Origin of the sequence: Curtobacterium sp. MCSS17_007 (assembly GCF_003234175.2) — a bacterium.
Taxonomy (GTDB): Bacteria; Actinomycetota; Actinomycetes; order Actinomycetales; family Microbacteriaceae; genus Curtobacterium.
In genome coordinates this window covers 1,942,567-1,961,670 of the sequence record NZ_CP126257.1, presented here as the reverse complement: position 1 = coordinate 1,961,670, position 19,104 = coordinate 1,942,567, and the positions used below count along the sequence as shown (strand labels likewise).

Genomic DNA, 19,104 nt, shown 5'->3' with positions numbered 1-19,104 from the left:
GACGCAGTACCGAAGGAGAACCACCGTGATCAGTGATGTCCTGACCGAAGCCACCGAGAAGATGGCGAAGGCCGTCGACGTCGCCAAGGACGACTTCGCGACCGTCCGCACCGGACGCATCAACCCCGCGCTCTTCCAGAAGATCCCGGTCGACTACTACGGCACGCCGACGCCGCTCGCGCAGCTCGCCGGCCTGCAGACGCCTGAGGCGCGCACGCTCGTCGTGACGCCCTACGACAAGTCCGCGCTGAAGGACATCGAACGCGCCATCGCGACGTTCCCGAACCTCGGCGCCAGCCCGTCGAACGACGGCGAGGTCGTCCGCGTGACGATCCCGGAGCTCACCCAGGACCGCCGCAAGGAGTTCGTGAAGCTCGTGCGCGGCAAGGGCGAGGACCACAAGGTCGTCGTGCGCAACATCCGCCGCAAGGCGAAGGACGACCTCGACGCGCTCAAGGGCGAGATCTCGGACGACGAGATCGCCCGCGGCGACAAGGAGCTCGACGTCATCACGAAGAAGCACGTCGACCAGATCGACGACGCGCTGAAGAAGAAGGAAGCCGAACTCCTCGAGGTCTGATGCGTCTCCCCGAGCCGGGCGGCGACCGCCCCACAGAACCGCGCCCGTCCGCGAAGAAGGGGCTCCGACAGGACTTCGACGCCCGTGCCCGCGCGGCGCGCGCCGACTTCGAAGCGCAGCTGAAGCAGCGCAAGGCGGAGCTCGGCGCGCGCAACGAGGCCCTCACGGCGCGGACCGGTCGCAACCTGCCTGCGGCGATCGGGATCGCCCTGGCGTTCGCGGTCGTCATGCTGGCGGCGCTCCTCATCTGGAAGCCGGCCTTCATGGTCGTCGCCGCGTTCCTGCTCGGTGTGGGCGTCTACGAGCTCGCGAGCGCGATGCGCTTCGCGGGCCGTGACGTGCCGCGCATCCCGAGCGTCGCCGTCAGCGTGGCCGTCGTCCCTGCCGCCTTCCTCGGCGGCCAGGTCGCGGCGCTGTTCACGCTGCTCGGCGGGATCGTGTTCATCTCGCTCTGGCGCCTGGTCGAGGTCGCCGTGGCGCGCGACAAGCCGCCGGTCGGGCACGTCGTGCGCGACCTCACGAACGGCCTCTTCGTGCAGGCCTACATCTCACTGCTCGGGGCGTGCGTGGTCCTGCTCTCGGCGCAGCTCCGCGGCCAGCTCTGGGTGATCGCGTTCATCCTCGTGGTCGTCGCCGTGGACACCGGTGCGTACGCGACCGGGCTGAACCTCGGCAAGCACCCGATGGCGCCGCGGATCAGCCCGAAGAAGACGTGGGAGGGCTTCGCCGGGTCGGTCGCGGCGAGCATCGTCGTCGGGATCGTCGTGGTCGTGCTGCTGCTCGGTCTGCCCTGGTGGACCGGTGTGCTCCTCGGCGTGCTCATCTCCGGCTCGGCGACGCTCGGCGACCTGACCGAGTCGATGATCAAGCGCGACCTCGGGATCAAGGACATCTCGTCGTTCCTGCCGGGACACGGTGGACTGCTCGACCGGATCGACAGCATCCTGCCCTCGGCGGCGGTCGCGTACGTCATGTACCTGATCGTCGTGCACTGAGGCCTGCCGTCCGAGGGTCCCCCGTACCGAGCGGCCCGGCCGCTGCATGACCACGCGGTCCGGCGTGGGCGCGTCCAGGTGGCGCCAGGGTCCGGTGCTGTCAGAATGTCGCCGTGGCAACCACCTTCCCCAACGCAGACCGCAAGGCACTCGGCTACGACGTCGACGAGGTCGAGCGCTTCCTCGAGGACGCTCGCCGCGCGTACACCGCGGGGGACACGTCACCGGGCATCGAGGCGGCCAAGATCCGTGCGACCGCGTTCTCGATGCGCAAGGGCGGGTACTCCACGGCCCACGTCGACGCCGCGATGGAACGGTTGGAGGACGCCTTCGCCGCCCGTGAGCGCGAGCGTGAGATCGCGTCGGTCGGGCAGAAGGCCTGGTACGCCGAGGCTCGCGCGAAGGCGTCGGACGTGGTGGCCCGTCTCGAGCGGCCGTCCGGCCAGCGCTTCGCCCGCACGAGCGTCCTGGGGACCGGCTACCACCCGAAGGACGTCGACGCGTTCGCCGAGCGTCTCGCGGGGTACTTCCGCGACGGCAAGCCGCTCAGCCTGACCGAGGTGCGCTCGGTCGTGTTCCGGCCGAAGCACGGCGGCTACCGCGAAGCCCAGGTCGACGCGCTGCTCGACGCCGTCGTCGAGGTCATGCTCGCCGTCCGCTGACGACTCGCGGGCACGAGGTGCTTCTCATCCCGTGACCGTTCCGTTATCCTGGACGGACTCATGGGCAGGCACACGGCAGACTCCAGCTCCGACCGCGGTACCCGCGAGCACCTCGACCGTCCGGTCGTCGGTGAGCGCCGCGCGGCACGCGACCGACTCCGCACGGCGGAGCACGCGGTCCTCCACGCGACCCCGCGGGTCGAGACGGCATCGCTGCCGGCCACCGCGACGGGCGCACCCTCCACCGCGCCGACCCCGGTCGCATCCTCCGCGACGAACACGGCCCCGGTCCTCGTCCGCGGCCCGCTCGCACCGACCGGCGCCGTCGACCCCCGTGCCGTGAAGCAGCGCCGTGCGGTCGCCACGACCCCGGCGGCGAAGGCCCCGCGGACGCTCAACTCCTTCATGCGGAAGCGCGCGACGATCCCGGCGCTGTCGTTCTTCGCGGTGTTCGGTTTCGTCGGTGGTTCGCTCTTCAACCCGATGCAGCCCGACGTGGCACAGGCCGCGGTCGTCGCGCCGGTGCTCGTCAAGGCCCCGGTCGAGCCGCAGCAGTTCACCGCTCACGGCACCTACGCCGCGTTCGACGTGACGCGCGACGGCTACGGTGTCACGCTGCCGAAGCCCAAGGTGGTCGAGGCGCCGGCGGCGACCGAGGACGACGGTGCGTCCACCGAGAAGGCGGCCGTCACGCCGTCGAACACGCTCGCCGCCACCGCCGCGACGCCCGACCCGGGCAGCGCCCAGGCCATCGCCCAGCAGATGGTGGCGGCTCGCGGGTGGGGTGCCGACCAGTACAACTGCCTCGTGTCCCTGTGGAACAAGGAGTCGGGCTGGCGGGTCAACGCCTACAACCCGAGCGGCGCCTACGGCATCCCGCAGGCACTGCCGGGCAGCAAGATGGCCACGGCCGGCGCGGACTGGCAGACCAACCCGGCGACCCAGATCACCTGGGGTCTCAACTACATCTCGGGCGTCTACGGCACGCCGTGCGGTGCCTGGGGACACAGCGTCTCCCACAACTGGTACTGATCGGCAGCACCGGGGTGCCGCGCAGCAACCGACCGCGGCGACCCCGCGGTCGCGGACCGGAGTCGTCCGAGGACGAGACGGGTCTCGACCGGCTCATGAGCTCGTGGAAGCGGACCGAGATCCGTCGGGGCCGTTCCTTCACCGTGCAGCCGGTGTCCGCCGCGTCGGCGCAGAAGGAGTACGTCTGCCCGGGTTGCGGCGGGACCGTGATGCCCGGCACTGCGCACGTGGTGGTCTGGCGCGCCGACGGGGTCCTCGGCGACGAGGCCGACCTGGCGTCGCGTCGTCACTGGCACGAGCACTGCTGGAGCATCGCATGAGCACCGAGATCCGATCGAACACGGAACTCCCCGCCCGCCGGACCGAGATCGAACTCGTGACCGACGACCACCTGACGCTCGTCGGCGAGCTCGCCGAGCCGCTCGGCCGTCCTGCCCGCGGCACCCTGGTCACGCTCCACCCGCTGCCCACGGCGCAGGGGTTCATGGATTCGCACGTGCTGAAGAAGGCCGCTGCGCGACTGCCCGCCCTCGCCGACATCGCGGTCCTCCGCTTCAACTTCCGGTCGGTGACGTCGCCCCGCGGCACCTCGGAGGGGGTCTTCGGCGACGGGGTCTCCGAGGGGTTCGACCTCCGGGCCGCCGTGCATGAGACGGTCGACCGGGGGCTGCCGACACCGTGGCTGCTCGGCTGGTCGTTCGGCACCGAGGTGGTCCTCAAGCACGCCCTCGAGCACGTCGCCGCCGGTACGGTCGCGGGCGTCGTGCTGCTGTCCCCGCCACTGCACCGGACCTCGGAGGACGAGCTGCGCCGATGGTCCGGGGTGCCCGTGCCCGTCGTGGCACTCGTCCCCGAGCACGACGACTTCCTCCGGCCCGACGAGGCCGCACAGCGCTTCGCCGTGGCGCCGAACGTGCAGGTCGTGCCGGTCGAGGGCGCGAAGCACCTCTGGGTGGGGGAGCGGTACGTCCGCACGGTCCTCGACACGGTCGCCGACCTGGTGGTCCCGGGCAGCGCGCCGCTGCCGACGCACGTCGACGACTGATCGTCCCGGGTCCGGGTACGACGCTCGGGCAATCCCGTGACCCTGCTGCCCGACCACGTGCCGCGACACGTGAGCGGACCGGGAGGCGCGTGTCGCGCCTCCCGGTCGGCTCACCGTCCCGCTGCTGGGGAGGTCAGCGCGTGGCGCTGTCCTCGTCGTCCGCGGGAGCGCCGGCCTCGGCCTGGGCGGGCGTGCCGTCCAGCAGACCGGTGGCGTGCATGAGCACGCCCCGCAGGTTCTCGAGGTAGCCGGCGACGGCGTCCCGCTCGTTCCGGATCGCCGCGAGCCGGTCCTCCGAGTCCGCTTCGATGGCAGCGGTGCGCTCCTCGGCCTCCGCGATCATGCGGTGCACCCGCTCCTGCGCATCGGTGACGATGGTGCGGGCACGCTCCTGTGCCGCAGCAGTGCTGGTCCGCTCCAGGTCGTCGGCCTCCTGCTGCAGGCGCTCGGCGCGTTCGCGGGCCTCGGTCGCCCGACGGGTCGCCTCGGCGAGCTGCAGGTTCGCCTCGTCCAGGTACTTCTGCGTCTCGGTCACCGTCTCGTGGTGCTTCTGCAGGTACTCCTGCTCCGCGTCGTCACGGCGCGCAGCGAGCTCCGACTCGAGCGATGCCCGGGCCTCGTCCCGCTCGCGGGTGATCTCCGCACGGACCTCGTCGCGCTCCTTGTCGAGCCCCGCGCGCATGGTGTCGATCTCCTGGCGGAGCGCCGTGCGCTCGGCCTCGAGCGCCGTCAGCTCCGCGGCGCGACGGTCGGCGATCTCGGTGTCGACCTCGGCGTGCTCCCGCTCGCGACGGGCGGCGAGCTCCTCGGCGTGCTCCCGAGCCGCGCGCTCGGCGGCCGCGTCGGCCTCGGCGCGTTCCCGCTCGATGCGCGCGCGGTGGTCCTCGAGCTCCTGCTCGATGCGCGCCTGGGTCTCCTGGACCAGCCGTTCGTTCTCTGCCCGGGTCTGCTCCTGGTCGACGCGGAGCTGTGCACGTGCGGCCTGGAGCTCCTGGTCGAGCGCGGTTCGCGCCTCGGCAGCCTCGCGCTCCCAGCGTGCCCGAGCGGCGCCGAGTTCGGCGTCCAGTTCCCGCCGGCGGTCGCTGATCTCGGCCTCGAGCGCCGCACGGCGTCGGTCCACCTCGGCCTCGAGCTCGGCCCGCTCCGTCTCCATCGCGAGGGCGTGCTCGCGCTGCTGCTCGTCGCGTTCGCGCTGCCAGGTCGCGCGGCCCTCGGTGACCTCGCGCTCGAGCGCTTCGCGGCGCGTCGTCTCCTCGCGGTCGAGGTCCTCGGTGCGCCGAGCATGGTCGGCCTCGAACACGCTACGGCGGTGCTCGGTCTCGCGGTCGAGGTCGGCCGCTGCTCGGCGGGCGTCCTCGGCGGCGCGCTGCGCGTCCTCGCGGAGCTCGGCGACCTCGCGCTCGACACGGGCGCGCAGCGCGTTGGTCTCACGGATGGCGACCGAGCGGACCTCTGCCGCCTCGGTGACCGCTGCGCCACGGACGGCGGCGGCCTCGTTGCGGGCGTCCTGGGTGAGCAGGCCTGCCTCGGCGCGGGCGCGCTCGATCGTGTCGGCGGACTCGGCGCGGGCGCGGGTCAGCTCGTCGGTGGCGCGGGAGCGGGCGTCCTCGAGCGTCTCGGAGGCCTCCTGCCGGGCCTCGCGCAGGAGTCGCTCCGCTTCGTTGCGGCTCGATGCGCGCAGGCGCTGGGCGTCGATGTCGGCCTGGCTGATGAGGCGGGTCGACTGCTCCTCAGCGACGCGCAGCGTGGACTCGAGCCGGGTGCCGAGCCCGCTGTAGGTGGGGGTGCCGGCCTCGTCGAGCTCGCTCTGCAGGTCGGCGACCCGGGCCTGGAGCAGACGGATCTCCTTCGCGGCCTCGGCGCGGTCGGTGTTCGACTTGATGAGCTCGCGGCGCAGCTCGTTCACCGAGCGGTCCACCTCGTCGCGGCGGTACCCGCGCAGCTCGGTCCCGAACTCGGCCTCGTCGTTCGCCACGTGTTGCTCCTGGGGGTCGGCGGAGGGCCAGCGTCTGGCCCGCGGACGAGTCTAGTGGCGGCCGGTCCGCCGGGACTGTGACCGCGGACAGCGGTGGGGGATGCGATGTCCAGGGTGCGTCGCTATCCTGGAGCGCTGATTCGCGCGCCGATCCCCCCACCCCCGGCGCGGTAGGGAGAAGATCCGTGCGATTCGTCCTGGCGATCGTCAGTTTCGTCATCGGTCTGCTGCTCGTCGGGCTCGCGGTCGGGCAGCGCACCGTGTTCGCGCCGCCCGCTTCGCTGGTCGCCCAGTCGTCGAGCAAGGCTTCCGCGCCCGTGACCGTCATCCCGGGGGCCACGCTCAACGCGAACCCCGGCTACCAGCGCATCAACGTGTCCGGGTCGGGCACGGTCTTCGCCGCCTACGGCAAGACGAGCGACGTCGAGGCCTGGATCGGGGACGCGAAGCACACCACCCTCCGCTTCGACGCCGAGCAGGACCGCCTGGTCGGCAGGACCACGGGCACCGAGGACTCGGTCCCGGACCCGTCGGGCAGCGACCTCTGGTACCAGGAGTGGGACGGCGCCGGGCAGTTCACCGTCCGGCTCCCCGCCGACGTCTCGGTCGTGGTGCTCGCCGACGGCGAGCGTCCGGCACCGACCGACGTCTCCGTCACCTGGCCCCGCGACACCGCGACACCGTCCGTCGGGCCGCTGCTCGTGGCCGGTGGACTGTTCCTCGCCGGCGGGGTGGCGCTCCTCGTCTGGGCGTTCCTGCACCAGCGTCGCGGACGCGGCCCGCGTCGCCGGAGCGGCGGGACCCGGCCGCCTCGGGTGCGCGCATCACGCCGTGCCGCTGCCGCCGGTGCACAGGTGCCCGTGCGCGGTCGCCGGGGCCGCCGGTCCCTGGTCGCCGTCCCGATCGTGCTCGTCGGCGCGCTCGGGCTCGCGGGCTGCTCCTCGGACTACTGGCCGCAGGGCGGTGGCTCCGGTGCGACCCCCACGCCGACCGCGTCGGCCACCGGTGCCGCCGAGTCGTCCACGCCGACCGCTGCCACGAAGCAGCAGATCCGTCGCATCGTCGAGCGGGTCGCGTCCGTCGCGTCGAAGGCGGACGCGGACCGCGACGCGTCGCTCCTCGAGTCGCGTTTCACCGGCGCCGCCCTCGAGCTCCGCAAGGCCAACTACGCCATCCGTGCGAAGGACTCCGACGTCACCGCCCCGCCGGCGATCTCCGCGGCGCAGGTGTGCGTCGCGCTGCCGCAGCAGACGGACACCTGGCCCCGTACGGTGTTCACCGTCGTGGCCGAGGACTGCAACGCGAAGACCGCCCCCCAGGCCCTGACCCTCGTGCAGGACAGCGCGCGCGACGCCTACAAGGTCGCCTACGACGTCTCGCTCGAGGCCGCCGCGGAGATCCCGAGCCTCGCGCCGACGTCGCTCGGGGCCGCCCGGCTCGCCGGCGACACGAAGCTCCTGCGCATCGCACCCGACGACATCGCCGCGGCCTACGGCGACGTGCTGGCGAAGGACAGCGAGTCGTCCTCCGCGTCGTTGTTCGCGTCCGAGGGCGACGGCCTGCGCTCCACCATCGGCAAGGCGTACAAGGACAAGAAGGCGGAGTCGCTCCCCGACACCGCGAAGATCGAGTACTCGTCCGAGGTGCCCGACGACAGCGCGATCGCGATCGCGACCGACGGAGCGGGGGCACTCGTGTCCGCCGACCTCGACGAGATCGAGAAGGTCACACCGACCGCCGCCGGGGCCGAGGTCAACACCGAGGGGGCCGTCAAGGCGCTCTCCGGCGTCGACTCGAGCACCAAGGGGATCAGCGCCACGTACAGCGTGCAGCTGCTGTTCTCCGTGCCGCCGGTCGGCAGTGATGAGAAGGTGGTCCTGCTCGGGTTCACGCAGGGCCTGACCGCAGCGAGTGAGGTGCAATGACCAACGTCCCCCCGACCCCGTCCGGTCTCCGCGGAGCCGTCGACCTGTCGTCGCTCGTCGACCGCGCGCAGCGGCCGCAGCAGCCCGTGACCGGCCCGGCAGCGGGAACCGCCCCCGCCGGTGCCACGAGTGCGACCGGTCCCGTCGACGCCGGTGCGCCCGGCGGTGACCTGACGGTCCCGTCGCTCGTCCTCGACGTCACCGACCAGACCTTCCAGGACGTCCTCCAGCTGTCCTCGGTGGTCCCGGTGATCGTGGACATCTGGGCGGAGTGGTGCGGCCCCTGCAAGCAGCTCTCACCGGTGCTCGAGCAGCTCACCGCCGAGTACGACGGCCGGGTCCTGCTCGCCAAGGTGGACGCCGACACCAACCCGCAGCTGGTGCAGGCGTTCCAGGCACAGTCGATCCCGACCGTCGCAGCCGTCATCGGCGGCCGCCCGCTGGGGCTCTTCGTCGGCGCGCTGCCCGAGGCGCAGGTGCGTGACGTGTTCGAACAGGTCCTCGCCGCTGCCGAGCAGAACGGCGTGTCCGGACGCGTCACGGTCGACGGTGCCGGCGCCCCGGAGCCGCAGGCCGAGGCCGAGCCGGAGCCGCTGCCGCCGCACCACCAGGCCGCGTACGACGCGATCGAGCGCGGGGACTACGCCGCGGCCGTGCAGGAGTACAAGACCGCGATCGCGCAGGACCCGAACGACCAGATGGCCGTCGCGGGCCTGGCACAGGTGTCGCTGCTCGACCGGCTCAGCGGGCGGACTGCGGACGAGCTGCGCAGCGCGGCCGCTGCGGCACCGCAGGACGTCGAGGCGCAGATGGCCGTGGCCGATCTCGACGTCAGCGGCGGCCACGTGGAGGACGCCTTCGGTCGTCTGCTCGACCTGGTGCCGACGGTGTTCGGCGCCGAGCGCGAGGCGCTGCGCGTGCGGCTCGTCGAGTACTTCGAGCTGATCGGTGTCGACGACCCGCGCGTGGTCGCGGCCCGCCGCCGGTTGGCGAGCGCCCTCTACTGACGCACGGCCGACGAGACGCCCCCGGAGACGGGGGCGTCTCGTCGTTCGTAGGATGTCAGCGCGGCGCCCGCCTCTCGGCAGGACCCCGGCGTTCCGCCGAGACCCCGGCGTTCCGCTGAGACCCCGGCGGGCCGTCGAGACCCCGGCGGGCCGTCGAGACGCCGGTGGGTCGTCGAGACGCGTCCGGGAGTGACGGTGTCCCGGTGACGGCCGACCGTCTCGCGGCGGTCGGGGCGGGTCGCCGAGCGACACCGCCGACCACACCTGCTCGTGAGCAGGGACGGGGGACGGACGGGAGGCCCGGTGCCAGCTGGCACCGGGCCTCCCGTCCGTCGTGTGGTCCGCTCAGTCCGCCAGGCGGAGCCAGACCGCGCCGAGCGGCGGCACCACGAGGTGTGCCGAGGCGGGCCGACCGGCCCACGGCGTCTCCTCAGCGGTGACGGATCCGAGGTTCCCGACCCCGGATCCGCCGTACTCGGCGGCATCGGTGTTGAGGACCTCGTGCCACGTCCCCGCGGACGGCAGCCCGAAGCGCCGCTCGACCGGGACCCCGGAGAAGTTCACGAAGACCGCGATCCGGTCGTCGCCGTCCTTGCGGAGGAACCCGAGGGTGGAGTGCGGTGCGTCGCCGCCTTCGATCCACTCGAAGCCCTCGGGGGAAGCGTCACGGGCCCACAGGGCGGGCGTGTCCTTGTACACCCGGTTGAGCTCGGCGACGAGGTCCTGGACACCGAGGTGCCCGGGGTCGTCCAGCAGCCACCAGTCGAGCCCGCGGGCTTCGGACCACTCGGACGGCTGGGCGAACTCCTGGCCCATGAAGAGCAGCTGCTTGCCCGGGTGCGCCCACATGAACGCCAGGTAGGCGCGCAGGTTCGCGAGCTTCTGCCACTCGTCGCCGGGCATCTTGCCGTACAGCGATCCCTTGCCGTGCACGACCTCGTCGTGGCTGATCGGCAGGGTGAACTGCTCGCTGAAGGCGTAGACCAGCGAGAAGGTGATCTCGTCGTGGTGGTAGGCGCGGTGTGCCGGGTCCCGCTCGACGTACTGCAGCGAGTCGTGCATCCAGCCCATGTTCCACTTCTGCCCGAACCCGAGCCCGCCGGCGCTCGTCGGCTGCGTGACACCCGGCCACGAGGTGCTCTCCTCGGCGATCATGACGATGCCGGGGTAGCGCTTGTACGCGGTGGCGTTCGTCTCCTGCAGGAACGAGATCGCCTCGAGGTTCTCACGGCCGCCGTGGATGTTCGGCAGCCACTCGGTGCGGGAGTAGTCGAGGTACAGCATCGATGCAACGGCGTCGACGCGGAGGCCGTCGATGTGGAACTCCTCGAGCCAGTAGAGCGCGTTCGCGACCAGGAAGTTCCGCACCTGGGGGTGCCCGAAGTCGAACACGTAGGTGCCCCAGTCGAGCTGCTCGCCGCGTCGCGGGTCCGGGTGCTCGAACAGCGCGTAGCCGTCGAACTTCGCCAGCGCCCACTCGTCCTTCGGGAAGTGGCCGGGGACCCAGTCCATGATCACGCCGATGCCCGCCGAGTGCAGACGGTCGATCAGGTACCGCAGGTCGTCCGGGGTGCCGAAGCGCGCGGTCGGCGAGTAGTAGCCGGTGACCTGGTAGCCCCAGGACCCGCCGAAGGGGTGTTCGGCGAGCGGGAGGAACTCGACGTGCGTGAACCCGAGGTGCTGCACGTGGCCGATGAGCTGGTCGGCTGCCTCGCGGTAGGACAACCCCGGGCGCCAGGAGCCGAGGTGCACCTCGTAGACGCTCATCGGACGGTCGTGGGTCGTCGTCTGCGCGCGCTGCTCCATCCAGGCGTCGTCGCCGTCGGACCACGTGTAGTCCGACGCGGTGATGACGGACGCGGTCGCCGGCGGGACCTCCGTGCGACGGGCGAACGGGTCGGCGCGCTCCACCCACCCGGAGTCGGTGAGGATCTGGAACTTGTAGCGCTGGCCGACGAGCGCACCCGGCCAGAAGAGCTCCCAGACACCGAGGTCGTTGAGCCGCCGCATCGCGGTGGTCCGGCCCTCCCAGCCCTCGAAGTCACCGATGACCCGGACGGCCGTGGCGCGGGGTGCCCAGACGGTGAACGCCACGCCGTCGACGCCGTCGACCGTCCGGACGTGGGCGCCGAGGTGCTGCCACAGCTGCTCGTCGCGCCCCTCGCCGAACAGATGCAGGTCGAGCTCGCCGATGGTCGGTGGGAACCGGTACGCGTCGTCGGTCGTCCACGTCGCGTCGTCGGCGTCGGTGGAGTCGTCGAGGTCGTAGTCGGCCTCGACCCGGTAGCGTCCGAGCGTACCCGCGGTGGCGCCAGCCCACATGCCGTCGCCCTCGTGCGTGAGTTCGACGTCGTCGCCGTCGGGGCGGACGACGCGTACGGCGGTCGCGAGGTGCCGGACCACGCGGACGCTGGTGCCGCCGTCGACGGGGTGCGGACCGAGGACGTCGTGCGGCTGCGACCACCGGCCCTCGGCGACCTGCTGGCGGAGCCAGTCCTCGACCGGGGCCGGACGGGGCCCGTCCGGGGACGGTGCACTCGTCGCGGTCGGCGTCGCGGTGGCAGTCGAGCTCGAGTCCGGGGTGGTGGCATGCGTGACGCCCGTCCCGGTGGTCGTGTCGCCCGTCGGAGCCGCTGCGATGTCGGCGGCGGTCGGGGTGACCGCGGGGCCACTCTCGGACGCCGGAGCGTCGGCGCCGTCCGAGGGGGCGACCGTCGCGTCGTCGGGAGTGTCCGCCGGAGCGTCGCCCGTGGGCACGACGGTCGGGTCCTCGGGACGGTCCGCTCCGGCGAGCGTCGCCGACTCCGGGACGCCGCGGTCGGGTCGCTCCTCCGGTGCCGGGGTGGCTCCGGGCAGGTCCTCGTGGGGAGCGGAGACCCGCGGTTCGTACCGCGGACCGGTCTCGTCGCCCGCGGGCACCGCACCCGGGGCACGGACGCGGGTCACCGGCGGCGGGGGCGGCGGCACCGGCGGGACGCTCGGTCCCTGGCCTCGGGCGGGCGTGGCGGGCGTGGGACGGTCGGAGCCCATCGGCGGGGTCCCCTTCGGGTCGCGGTCGGTCATCGGTGGGGTCCTTCCACGACGAGCAGGTGCACGGGTTCCTGGAACGCGTCCAGGCGGACGTAGTTCGACGAGCCCCAGACCCAGCGCTGGCCGGTGACGACGTCGCGGACGTCGAAGGGCTGCTCGGTCGACAGGCCGAGTGCGGCGAGGTCGAGGTGCACCGTCGTCTCGCGGACGGAGTGCGGGTCGACGTTCGCCACGACGATGACCGTGTCGTCACGTCCGGAGCGGGTGAAGGCCCCCGGGAGGTGCTTCGAGTAGACGGTGATCGCCGGGTCCTCGGCGCTGTGCACGTGCAGGTTCCGCAGCTGTCGGAGCGCGGGGTGCGCCTGACGGAAGCGGTTCAGCATCGTGACGTACGGAGCGAGGCTCGCGCCCTCGGCTTCGGCGAGGGCGAAGTCGCGCGGCTTGTACTCGTACTTCTCATTGTCGATGTTCTCCTCGGAGCCCGGGCGGGCGACGTCCTCGAAGAGCTCGTAGCCGGCGTACATGCCCCACGTCGGAGCGCCGGTCGCGGCGAGCGCCGCGCGCACCTTGTACCCGGCCCTGCCGCCGAACTGCAGGTACTCGGTGAGGATGTCGGGCGTGTTCACGAAGAGGTTGGGGCGCAGGTACGCGCTCGTCTCGTGGCTGAGCTCGGAGAAGTAGTCCTCGATCTCCTCCTTCGTGTTCCGCCACGTGAAGTACGTGTAGGACTGCTGGAAGCCGGCCTCGGCCAGGGCCCGCATCATCGCCGGGCGCGTGAACGCCTCGGCCAGGAACACCGTGTCCGGGTGCTCGTCGCGGATCTCGCGGATGACGCGCTCCCAGAACCACAGGGGCTTGGTGTGCGGGTTGTCGACGCGGAAGATCCGGATGCCGAAGGCGATCCAGTGCCGCAGGACCCGGAGCACCTCGGCGACGATCCCCTCGGGGTCGCTGTCGAACTGGATCGGGTAGATGTCCTGGTACCGCTTCGGCGGGTTCTCGGCGGTGGCGATGGAGCCGTCGGCCCGGACCGTGAACCACTCCGGGTGCTGCTCGACCCACGGGTGGTCCGGGGAGCACTGCAGCGCGAAGTCGAGGGCGACCTCCATCCCGGTGTTCTTCGCCGTCTCCACGAAGTCGCGGAAGTCGTCCTCCGTGCCGAGGTCGGGGTGGATGGCGTCGTGGCCGCCTTCGGGAGCACCGATGGCCCACGGGCTGCCCGGGTCGTGCGGTCCGGGCGTCAGGGTGTTGTTCGGCCCCTTGCGGGCGGTCGTGCCGATCGGGTGGATCGGCGGCAGGTAGATGACGTCGAAGCCCATGCGCGCGACGGCCGGCAGCCGGCGTGCGGCGGTGCGGAAGTCACCGCTCTTCCACGAGCCGTCCGGGTTCTTCTTCGCACCCTCGCTCCGCGGGAAGAACTCGTACCAGGCACCGACCCCGGCACGCTGGCGCTCGACGTCGAGCAGCTGCGTGGGGGAGTGCGTGCGGAGGGAGGTGAGGGGGGAGTCCTCGACCTCGCCGGTGATGCGGGCGTCGTCGACGGCGGCGAGACGCTCGGTCGGCTCGAGGTCGGTGTCGCGCAGCTGCTCGGCGGCACGGACGGCGGCCGTCGAGTCCGTCTCGGCGGCGAGTCGGTCGAGCAGCACGGCGCCGTCGAGGAGCGTCGCCTCGGTGTCCACGCCGGCGGCGATCTTCAGGCGAGCGGCGTGCAGCCAGGTCGCCCAGTCGTCGGAGAAGGACTCCACGTGCCAGGTCCACACCCCGACGTGGTCGACCTGCACGGTCGCCTCGTAGCGGTCGGTCCCGGCGGCGACGAGCAGCATCGGCACCGTGCGGGTACCGCCGTCGGGTCGTTCGAGGACGAGGTCGGCGCCGATGATCCCGTGTCCCTCGCGGAAGACGGTCGCGCCGAACGTGATCACCTCACCGTCGAACGCCTTGCCCGGGAACCCGTTCGGGGTCGTCGGAGCGAGTTGGGTGATCGGGATGCGTCCGATCTTCGGTCGGCGGGGTCGGTCTGCGGTGGCCACGGAGCCGACGCTACCCGGCTGGCGCGCCCGCGTTCCCCGGAACGCGTTCCCTGTGCACGGCCGGGCGCGTCACGCGGCCTGTGCAGGGGCATCACGAGCGTGCGGTGGTGCCCGTTCGTTCCCAGGACGATCGCGATCCCGAGCGGTAGCGGGCGTACCTGGTGGGGCGGGACGACCCGGTACGCCCGTTCCTGCCAGCGGTGCCCGATCCCACCAGGCGACCGGCTCCCACCGCGATGCCCGCGACCCTGCACCCTCGCCCGACGCGGCGGAGGGGAGGCGCGCGGGGACGCCGCCACGTGCCTCCCGTCCGACGGGACGAGCGTGGAGGGGACGGTCCTACGCGATCTCGAAGACGTGGATGCCCGGCCCGTAGGCCGTGAACACCTGGCCCGCCGGTCGCAGGCGTTCGTGGTCGCGGTGCTTCTCGCTCGACCACGCCAGGCGGTACCCGAGCAGGTCCTGCCGCACCGGCAGGGTCAGGTCCCGCGTCCGCCCGCTGCCGTGCACGACGACGAGCACCCGGTCGAAGGGCTCGTGCTCGGGCGTCGACTCGACGTAGTACTGCACCACGCGGTGGATCGGCTGGTCCCACCCCTCCGACGTCATCGGATGCCCGTCCGGCCCGTACCAGGACATGCGGGACGCGCCGGGCGTCTCCTGCCCCTCGACGCCGAACCGTGTCGGGCGGAGCGCCGGGTGTGCCGCGCGGAGCCGGGTGAGTGCGGCGACGGCCTCGGTCATGGCCTCGGCGTCCTCGTCGTCGGTCCAGTCGACCGGTGTGAGGTCCTCCGTCACGACGTACGCGTTGTTGTTGCCGTGCTGGGTCCGGCTCCGCTCGTCACCGGCGGTGAGCATCGGTACACCCGCCGAGAGCATGAGCGTGCCGACGAGGTTCCGCATCGAGCGTCCGCGGGCAGCGCGCACCCCGCGGTCCGCCGTGTCGCCCTCGACGCCGTGGTTGAACGATCGGTTGTCGTCCGAGCCGTCGCGGCCGTCCTCGCCGTTCGCCTCGTTGTGCTTGCGGTCGTGGGACACCAGGTCGAGCAGGGTGAAGCCGTCGTGGGCGGTGACGAAGTTGATGCTCGCCAGCGGTCCGCGCTCCTGCCCGAAGGTGCCGCGCGACCCGGTGAGCGCCTCCGCGAGGCGACCGATGCCCGCATGCGGCGTGCCGTTCCGTCGTTCCTCGGCGATGTCGGTCAGCCAGAACTGGCGGACGGTGTCCCGGAACCCGTCGTTCCACTCGCTGGTCCGCTCGCCGAACGCACCGGTGCGCCACCCGTCGGGGCCGACGTCCCACGGCTCGGCCACGACGAGCACGTCCTGCAGGTCCGGGTGCCGTCGGATCCGCTCGAGGAGCGGGTGAGCGGGGTCGAACACGTGGCGCTCGTCACGGGCGAGCGCGGCCATCAGGTCGAACCGGAACCCGTCGACCTGGACCTCCCGGGCCCAGTACCGCAGGCTGTCGACGACGAGGTCCGCGGTGGCCTCGACCGACGTGTCGAGCGTGTTCCCGCAGCCGGTGGTGTCGTAGTACGACGCACCGTCCTCGGTCCAGCGGTACCGGTTCGCCCCGTCGATGCCGCGCAGCGACGTGGTGGGTCCGCCGGGGCCCTCCTCGGCCGTGTGGTTGTAGACGACGTCGAGCAGCACCTGGATGCCCGCCTCGTGCAGGAGGCGCACCATGCCCTTGCACTCGCGGAGCACCGCGGAGGCACCCGCCGCACGGGCGTCGGGCGAGGCGTACGCGGCGTGCGGCGCGAAGAACCCGAGGGTGTTGTAGCCCCAGGCGTTCTCACGGCCGGCATCGCAGAGCCAGGCCTCGGTGTCGAAGGCGTGGACGGGCAGCAGCTCCAGGGTCGTCACACCGATGCGGCGCAGGTGGGCGATGGTGCTCGGGTGCGCGACGCCCGCGTAGGTACCGCGCAGGTGCTCGGGGACGTCCTGGTTCGCGGCGGTCAGCGTGCGGACGTTCGCCTCGTAGACGACGACGCGGTCACGGGGGACCGCCGGCTTGCCGACGCCGCCCCAGTCGAAGGACTCGTCGACCACGACACCGGTCCACCGCTGGCCGACGGCGTCCGCACCGGTCGGCTCCAGACCCCGCGCGTACGGGTCGAGCAGCGGGCGCTCCGGGTCGAAGTCGTGCCGCGGTCCGTCGGGACCGTCGACGAGCAGGTGGTACCGGTCGCCGGGACGCACGTCGGGCGTGTCCGCCGTCCAGCGGTCCGTGCCGGGGACCTGCGACAGGGGGAACTCGGTCACGACGTCGCCGGCCCCGACGACCACCAGCGTCACCGCGGTCGCGGTCGCCGAGCGCACGGAGAACCGGGGCGCGCCGTCGCCGAGGCGGAAGCCGGGGGTCTCGTCGATCGCGGTGCGGTGCATGACGACCAGGGTACGAGGGGCCGCGGGTATCCTGGGAACGCACACGGAAGGGGCGCAGTCATGCCGGTCTACCTCGACCACGCGGCGACGACGCCCATCCTGCCCGAGGCGCTCGCCGCCTTCACCGAGGCGCTCGCCACGGTGGGCAACCCGTCGTCGATCCACAGCGCGGGACAGCGCGCGAAGATGCTGCTCGAGGACGGGCGGGCCGCGGTGGCACGCTCGCTCGACGCCGAGCCCGTCGAGGTCGTCTTCACCTCCGGCGGCACCGAGAGCATCAACCTCGCGGTCAAGGGCCTGTACTGGGCGCGGCAACAGGACCGTCCGCGGCCCCGGATCGTCGTGCCCGCAGGGGAGCACCACGCGACGGTCGACACGGTCGAGTGGCTCGAGCGCCACGAGGGCGCCGTCGTCGACGTGGTCCCCCTGGACGCGCAGGGCCGCGTGGACCTCGCCGGACTGGAGGCGCGGCTCGCCGACGCCTCGGACGTCGCCCTGGTCACGTTCCTCTGGGCGAACAACGAGGTCGGCACCCTGCAGCCGGTCGCCCGCATCGTCGAGCTGGCGCACGCCGCCGGGGTCCCGGTCCACAGCGACGCGGTCGCCGCGTACGGCCAGGTCCCGATCTCGTTCGCGGCGTCCGGGCTCGACGCGCTCAGCGTGTCAGCGCACAAGATCGGCGGCCCCGTCGGCATCGGTGCGCTGGTCCTCGGACGGCGGGCCACCGTCGAGCCGCTCATCCACGGTGGTGGGCAGCAGCGTCAGGTGCGGAGCGGTACGCAGGACGCCCCGGCCGCTGCCGCCTTCGGGGTCGCCGCAGCCGCGGGGGTGCACGACGCGTCGGCGCTGCGCGACCGCTTGGTCGCCGGTGTCCTCGAGGCCGTCCCGTCCGCGGTGCTCATGGGGGACCCGGTCGTCCGGCTGCCCGGCAACGCGCACTTCACCTTCCCCGGGTGCGAGGGGGACTCGCTGCTGTTCCTGCTCGACGCGGCCGGGGTCGCGGTGTCGACCGGGTCGGCGTGCCAGGCAGGCGTGCCCGAGGCCTCGCACGTCCTCCTCGCGATGGGCCTGTCCGAGGAGGAGGCCCGGGGTGCGCTGCGCATCACGCTCGGGCACACGTCGACCGACGCGGACGTCGACGCCTTCCTCGCCGCACTGCCGGACGCCGTCGCGCGCGCGGGCCGGGCCGGCATGGCGTCCAGGGCGCCGCTGCTCGGACGGTGACCGGCGGGGCGGACCCGCACCGGGCCTCCCGTCCGGTCCGCCGCGACCGGCGTGCGCCGGTAGGATCGGTGACCATGGTCGAACTTGACTTCACCGAGCAGCTGTCCGCCCTCCGCGAGACCTTCGGCAACATCCGCTCGGTCGTCGACGTCGACCGGCTGCAGCGCGAGATCGCCGAGCTGAGCGAGCAGGCGGGCGCGCAGGACCTCTGGGACGACGTCGAGCACGCGCAGCAGGTCACGAGCGCGCTCTCCCACAAGCAGGCCGAGCTCCGGAAGATCACCGACACCGAGCAGCGCATCGACGACCTCGAGGTCCTGGTCGAGATGGCCAACGAGGCCGACGACGCGGACTCGGCGGCAGAGGCGCAGGACGAGCTCAAGGCGATCCAGAAGACCATGGGTGACCTCGAGGTGCAGACGCTCCTCGACGGCGAGTACGACGAGCGACCGGCCGTCATCACGATCCGCGCCGGTGCCGGCGGTGTCGACGCCGCGGACTTCGCCGAGATGCTCCTCCGCATGTACCTGCGGTACGCCGAGCAGCACGGGTACAAGACCACCGTGATGGACACCTCCTACGCCGAGGAGGCGGGCATCAAGTCGGCGACGTTCGAGGTGGACGCGCCGTACGCCTTCGGCACCCTGTCGGTCGAGGCCGGAACGCACCGCCTCGTCCGCATGTCGCCCTTCGGTGCCGCGGGCAAGCGCCAGACGTCCTTCGCGGCGGTCGAGGTCATCCCGCTCATGCCGGAGACCGCGGTCATCGACATCCCCGAGAACGACATCCGCGTCGACGTGTTCCGGTCGTCCGGCCCCGGTGGCCAGTCGGTCAACACGACGGACTCCGCCGTGCGCCTGACCCACATCCCGACCGGCACCGTCGTCTCGATGCAGAACGAGAAGTCGCAGATCCAGAACCGCGCCGCCGCCATGCGCGTGCTGCAGTCGCGCCTGCTGCTCCTGAAGAAGGAGGAGGAGAACGCGAAGAAGAAGGAGCTCGCCGGCAACATCACGGCGAGCTGGGGTGACCAGATCCGCTCGTACGTCCTCGCGCCGTACCAGATGGTCAAGGACCTCCGGAGCGAGCACGAGGTCAACAACCCGTCGGCGGTGTTCGACGGCGACCTGGACGGCTTCATCAACGCAGGCATCCGCTGGCGCAAGCAGGGCGACGATTCCTGAGCGTCCTCGCGGGGGAGCTGAGCCGCG

General features: G+C 72.3%; 14 protein-coding genes. 10 read left to right on the top strand and 4 right to left on the bottom strand.

What is annotated here, in order from left to right; all coding sequences use genetic code 11:
- Positions 1–25 precede the first annotated feature (25 nt).
- The 6 genes from frr (at position 26) to DEJ22_RS09155 (ending at position 4,314) form a co-directional block, all read left to right on the top strand.
- Complete coding sequence (gene frr / locus DEJ22_RS09180) at positions 26–580, top strand: ribosome recycling factor (protein ID WP_111226260.1); 555 nt, start codon at positions 26–28, stop codon at positions 578–580.
- Entirely contained in the window at positions 580–1,575 is a 996-nt protein-coding gene (locus DEJ22_RS09175; RefSeq protein ID WP_111226259.1) for a phosphatidate cytidylyltransferase, read from the top strand. The genes frr and DEJ22_RS09175 overlap by 1 nt, the downstream gene beginning before the upstream one ends.
- A gap of 113 nt (positions 1,576–1,688) precedes the next feature.
- Positions 1,689–2,237, top strand: coding sequence for a DivIVA domain-containing protein (locus DEJ22_RS09170; RefSeq protein ID WP_111226258.1), 549 nt, complete (start codon positions 1,689–1,691; stop codon positions 2,235–2,237).
- A gap of 339 nt (positions 2,238–2,576) precedes the next feature.
- On the top strand, positions 2,577–3,269 hold the full coding sequence (locus DEJ22_RS09165; RefSeq protein ID WP_111226453.1) for an aggregation-promoting factor C-terminal-like domain-containing protein: 693 nt from the start codon (positions 2,577–2,579) through the stop codon (positions 3,267–3,269).
- Positions 3,270–3,283: 14 nt separating this feature from the next.
- Positions 3,284–3,589, top strand: a complete 306-nt coding sequence (locus DEJ22_RS09160) for an Rv1322 family protein (protein WP_502861841.1) — start codon at positions 3,284–3,286, stop codon at positions 3,587–3,589.
- Entirely contained in the window at positions 3,586–4,314 is a 729-nt protein-coding gene (locus DEJ22_RS09155; protein WP_181430679.1) for an alpha/beta hydrolase, read from the top strand. Before DEJ22_RS09160 ends, DEJ22_RS09155 begins: the two co-directional genes overlap by 4 nt.
- Positions 4,315–4,447: 133 nt before the next feature.
- Here the strand turns inward: DEJ22_RS09155 and DEJ22_RS09150 are convergent, their stop codons facing one another.
- The gene (locus tag DEJ22_RS09150) at positions 4,448–6,289 is read right to left on the bottom strand and encodes a hypothetical protein (RefSeq protein WP_181430678.1); all 1,842 of its coding nucleotides are present in this window, start codon (positions 6,287–6,289) and stop codon (positions 4,448–4,450) included.
- Between the two features lie 185 nt (positions 6,290–6,474).
- Between DEJ22_RS09150 and DEJ22_RS09145 the strand changes: the two genes are divergently transcribed.
- Together DEJ22_RS09145 and DEJ22_RS09140 are read left to right on the top strand one after the other, a co-directional pair.
- A complete protein-coding gene (locus DEJ22_RS09145) occupies positions 6,475–8,214 on the top strand; it encodes a DUF8094 domain-containing protein (RefSeq protein ID WP_111226257.1) in 1,740 nt (579 codons plus the stop codon).
- Positions 8,211–9,221, top strand: coding sequence for a tetratricopeptide repeat protein (locus tag DEJ22_RS09140; RefSeq protein WP_111226256.1), 1,011 nt, complete (start codon positions 8,211–8,213; stop codon positions 9,219–9,221). The genes DEJ22_RS09145 and DEJ22_RS09140 overlap by 4 nt, the downstream gene beginning before the upstream one ends.
- Positions 9,222–9,566: 345 nt before the next feature.
- On the opposite strand, the gene glgB is transcribed toward DEJ22_RS09140, so the two are convergent.
- The 3 genes from glgB to DEJ22_RS09125 form a co-directional block, all read right to left on the bottom strand.
- The gene (gene glgB, locus DEJ22_RS09135; protein WP_258379541.1) at positions 9,567–12,284 is read right to left on the bottom strand and encodes a 1,4-alpha-glucan branching protein GlgB; all 2,718 of its coding nucleotides are present in this window, start codon (positions 12,282–12,284) and stop codon (positions 9,567–9,569) included.
- Positions 12,281–14,281, bottom strand: coding sequence for an alpha-1,4-glucan--maltose-1-phosphate maltosyltransferase (locus DEJ22_RS09130; protein WP_258379540.1), 2,001 nt, complete (start codon positions 14,279–14,281; stop codon positions 12,281–12,283). Before DEJ22_RS09130 ends, glgB begins: the two co-directional genes overlap by 4 nt.
- A 339-nt stretch (positions 14,282–14,620) precedes the next feature.
- Positions 14,621–16,669, bottom strand: a complete 2,049-nt coding sequence (locus tag DEJ22_RS09125) for a glycogen debranching protein (RefSeq protein WP_111226255.1) — start codon at positions 16,667–16,669, stop codon at positions 14,621–14,623.
- 60 nt (positions 16,670–16,729) lie between these two features.
- Between DEJ22_RS09125 and DEJ22_RS09120 the strand changes: the two genes are divergently transcribed.
- Positions 16,730–17,893: a cysteine desulfurase family protein gene (locus DEJ22_RS09120; protein ID WP_111226254.1), complete on the top strand. Its 1,164-nt coding sequence runs from the start codon at positions 16,730–16,732 to the stop codon at positions 17,891–17,893.
- A gap of 74 nt (positions 17,894–17,967) precedes the next feature.
- A complete protein-coding gene (gene prfB / locus DEJ22_RS09115; RefSeq protein ID WP_111226253.1) occupies positions 17,968–19,077 on the top strand; it encodes a peptide chain release factor 2 in 1,110 nt (369 codons plus the stop codon).
- Positions 19,078–19,104 lie beyond the last annotated feature (27 nt).

Bases quoted from the DNA above. Each gene is read 5' to 3' on its own strand.
- DEJ22_RS09175 (WP_111226259.1), top strand. From the start codon at position 580: ATGCGTCTCCCCGAGCCGGGCGGCGACCGCCCCACAGAACCGCGCCCG.
- DEJ22_RS09155 (WP_181430679.1), top strand. From the start codon at position 3,586: ATGAGCACCGAGATCCGATCGAACACGGAACTCCCCGCCCGCCGGACC.
- DEJ22_RS09140 (WP_111226256.1), top strand. From the start codon at position 8,211: ATGACCAACGTCCCCCCGACCCCGTCCGGTCTCCGCGGAGCCGTCGAC.
- glgB (WP_258379541.1), bottom strand. From the start codon at position 12,284: ATGACCGACCGCGACCCGAAGGGGACCCCGCCGATGGGCTCCGACCGT.
- DEJ22_RS09125 (WP_111226255.1), bottom strand. From the start codon at position 16,669: ATGCACCGCACCGCGATCGACGAGACCCCCGGCTTCCGCCTCGGCGAC.
- DEJ22_RS09120 (WP_111226254.1), top strand. From the start codon at position 16,730: ATGCCGGTCTACCTCGACCACGCGGCGACGACGCCCATCCTGCCCGAG.
- prfB (WP_111226253.1), top strand. From the start codon at position 17,968: ATGGTCGAACTTGACTTCACCGAGCAGCTGTCCGCCCTCCGCGAGACC.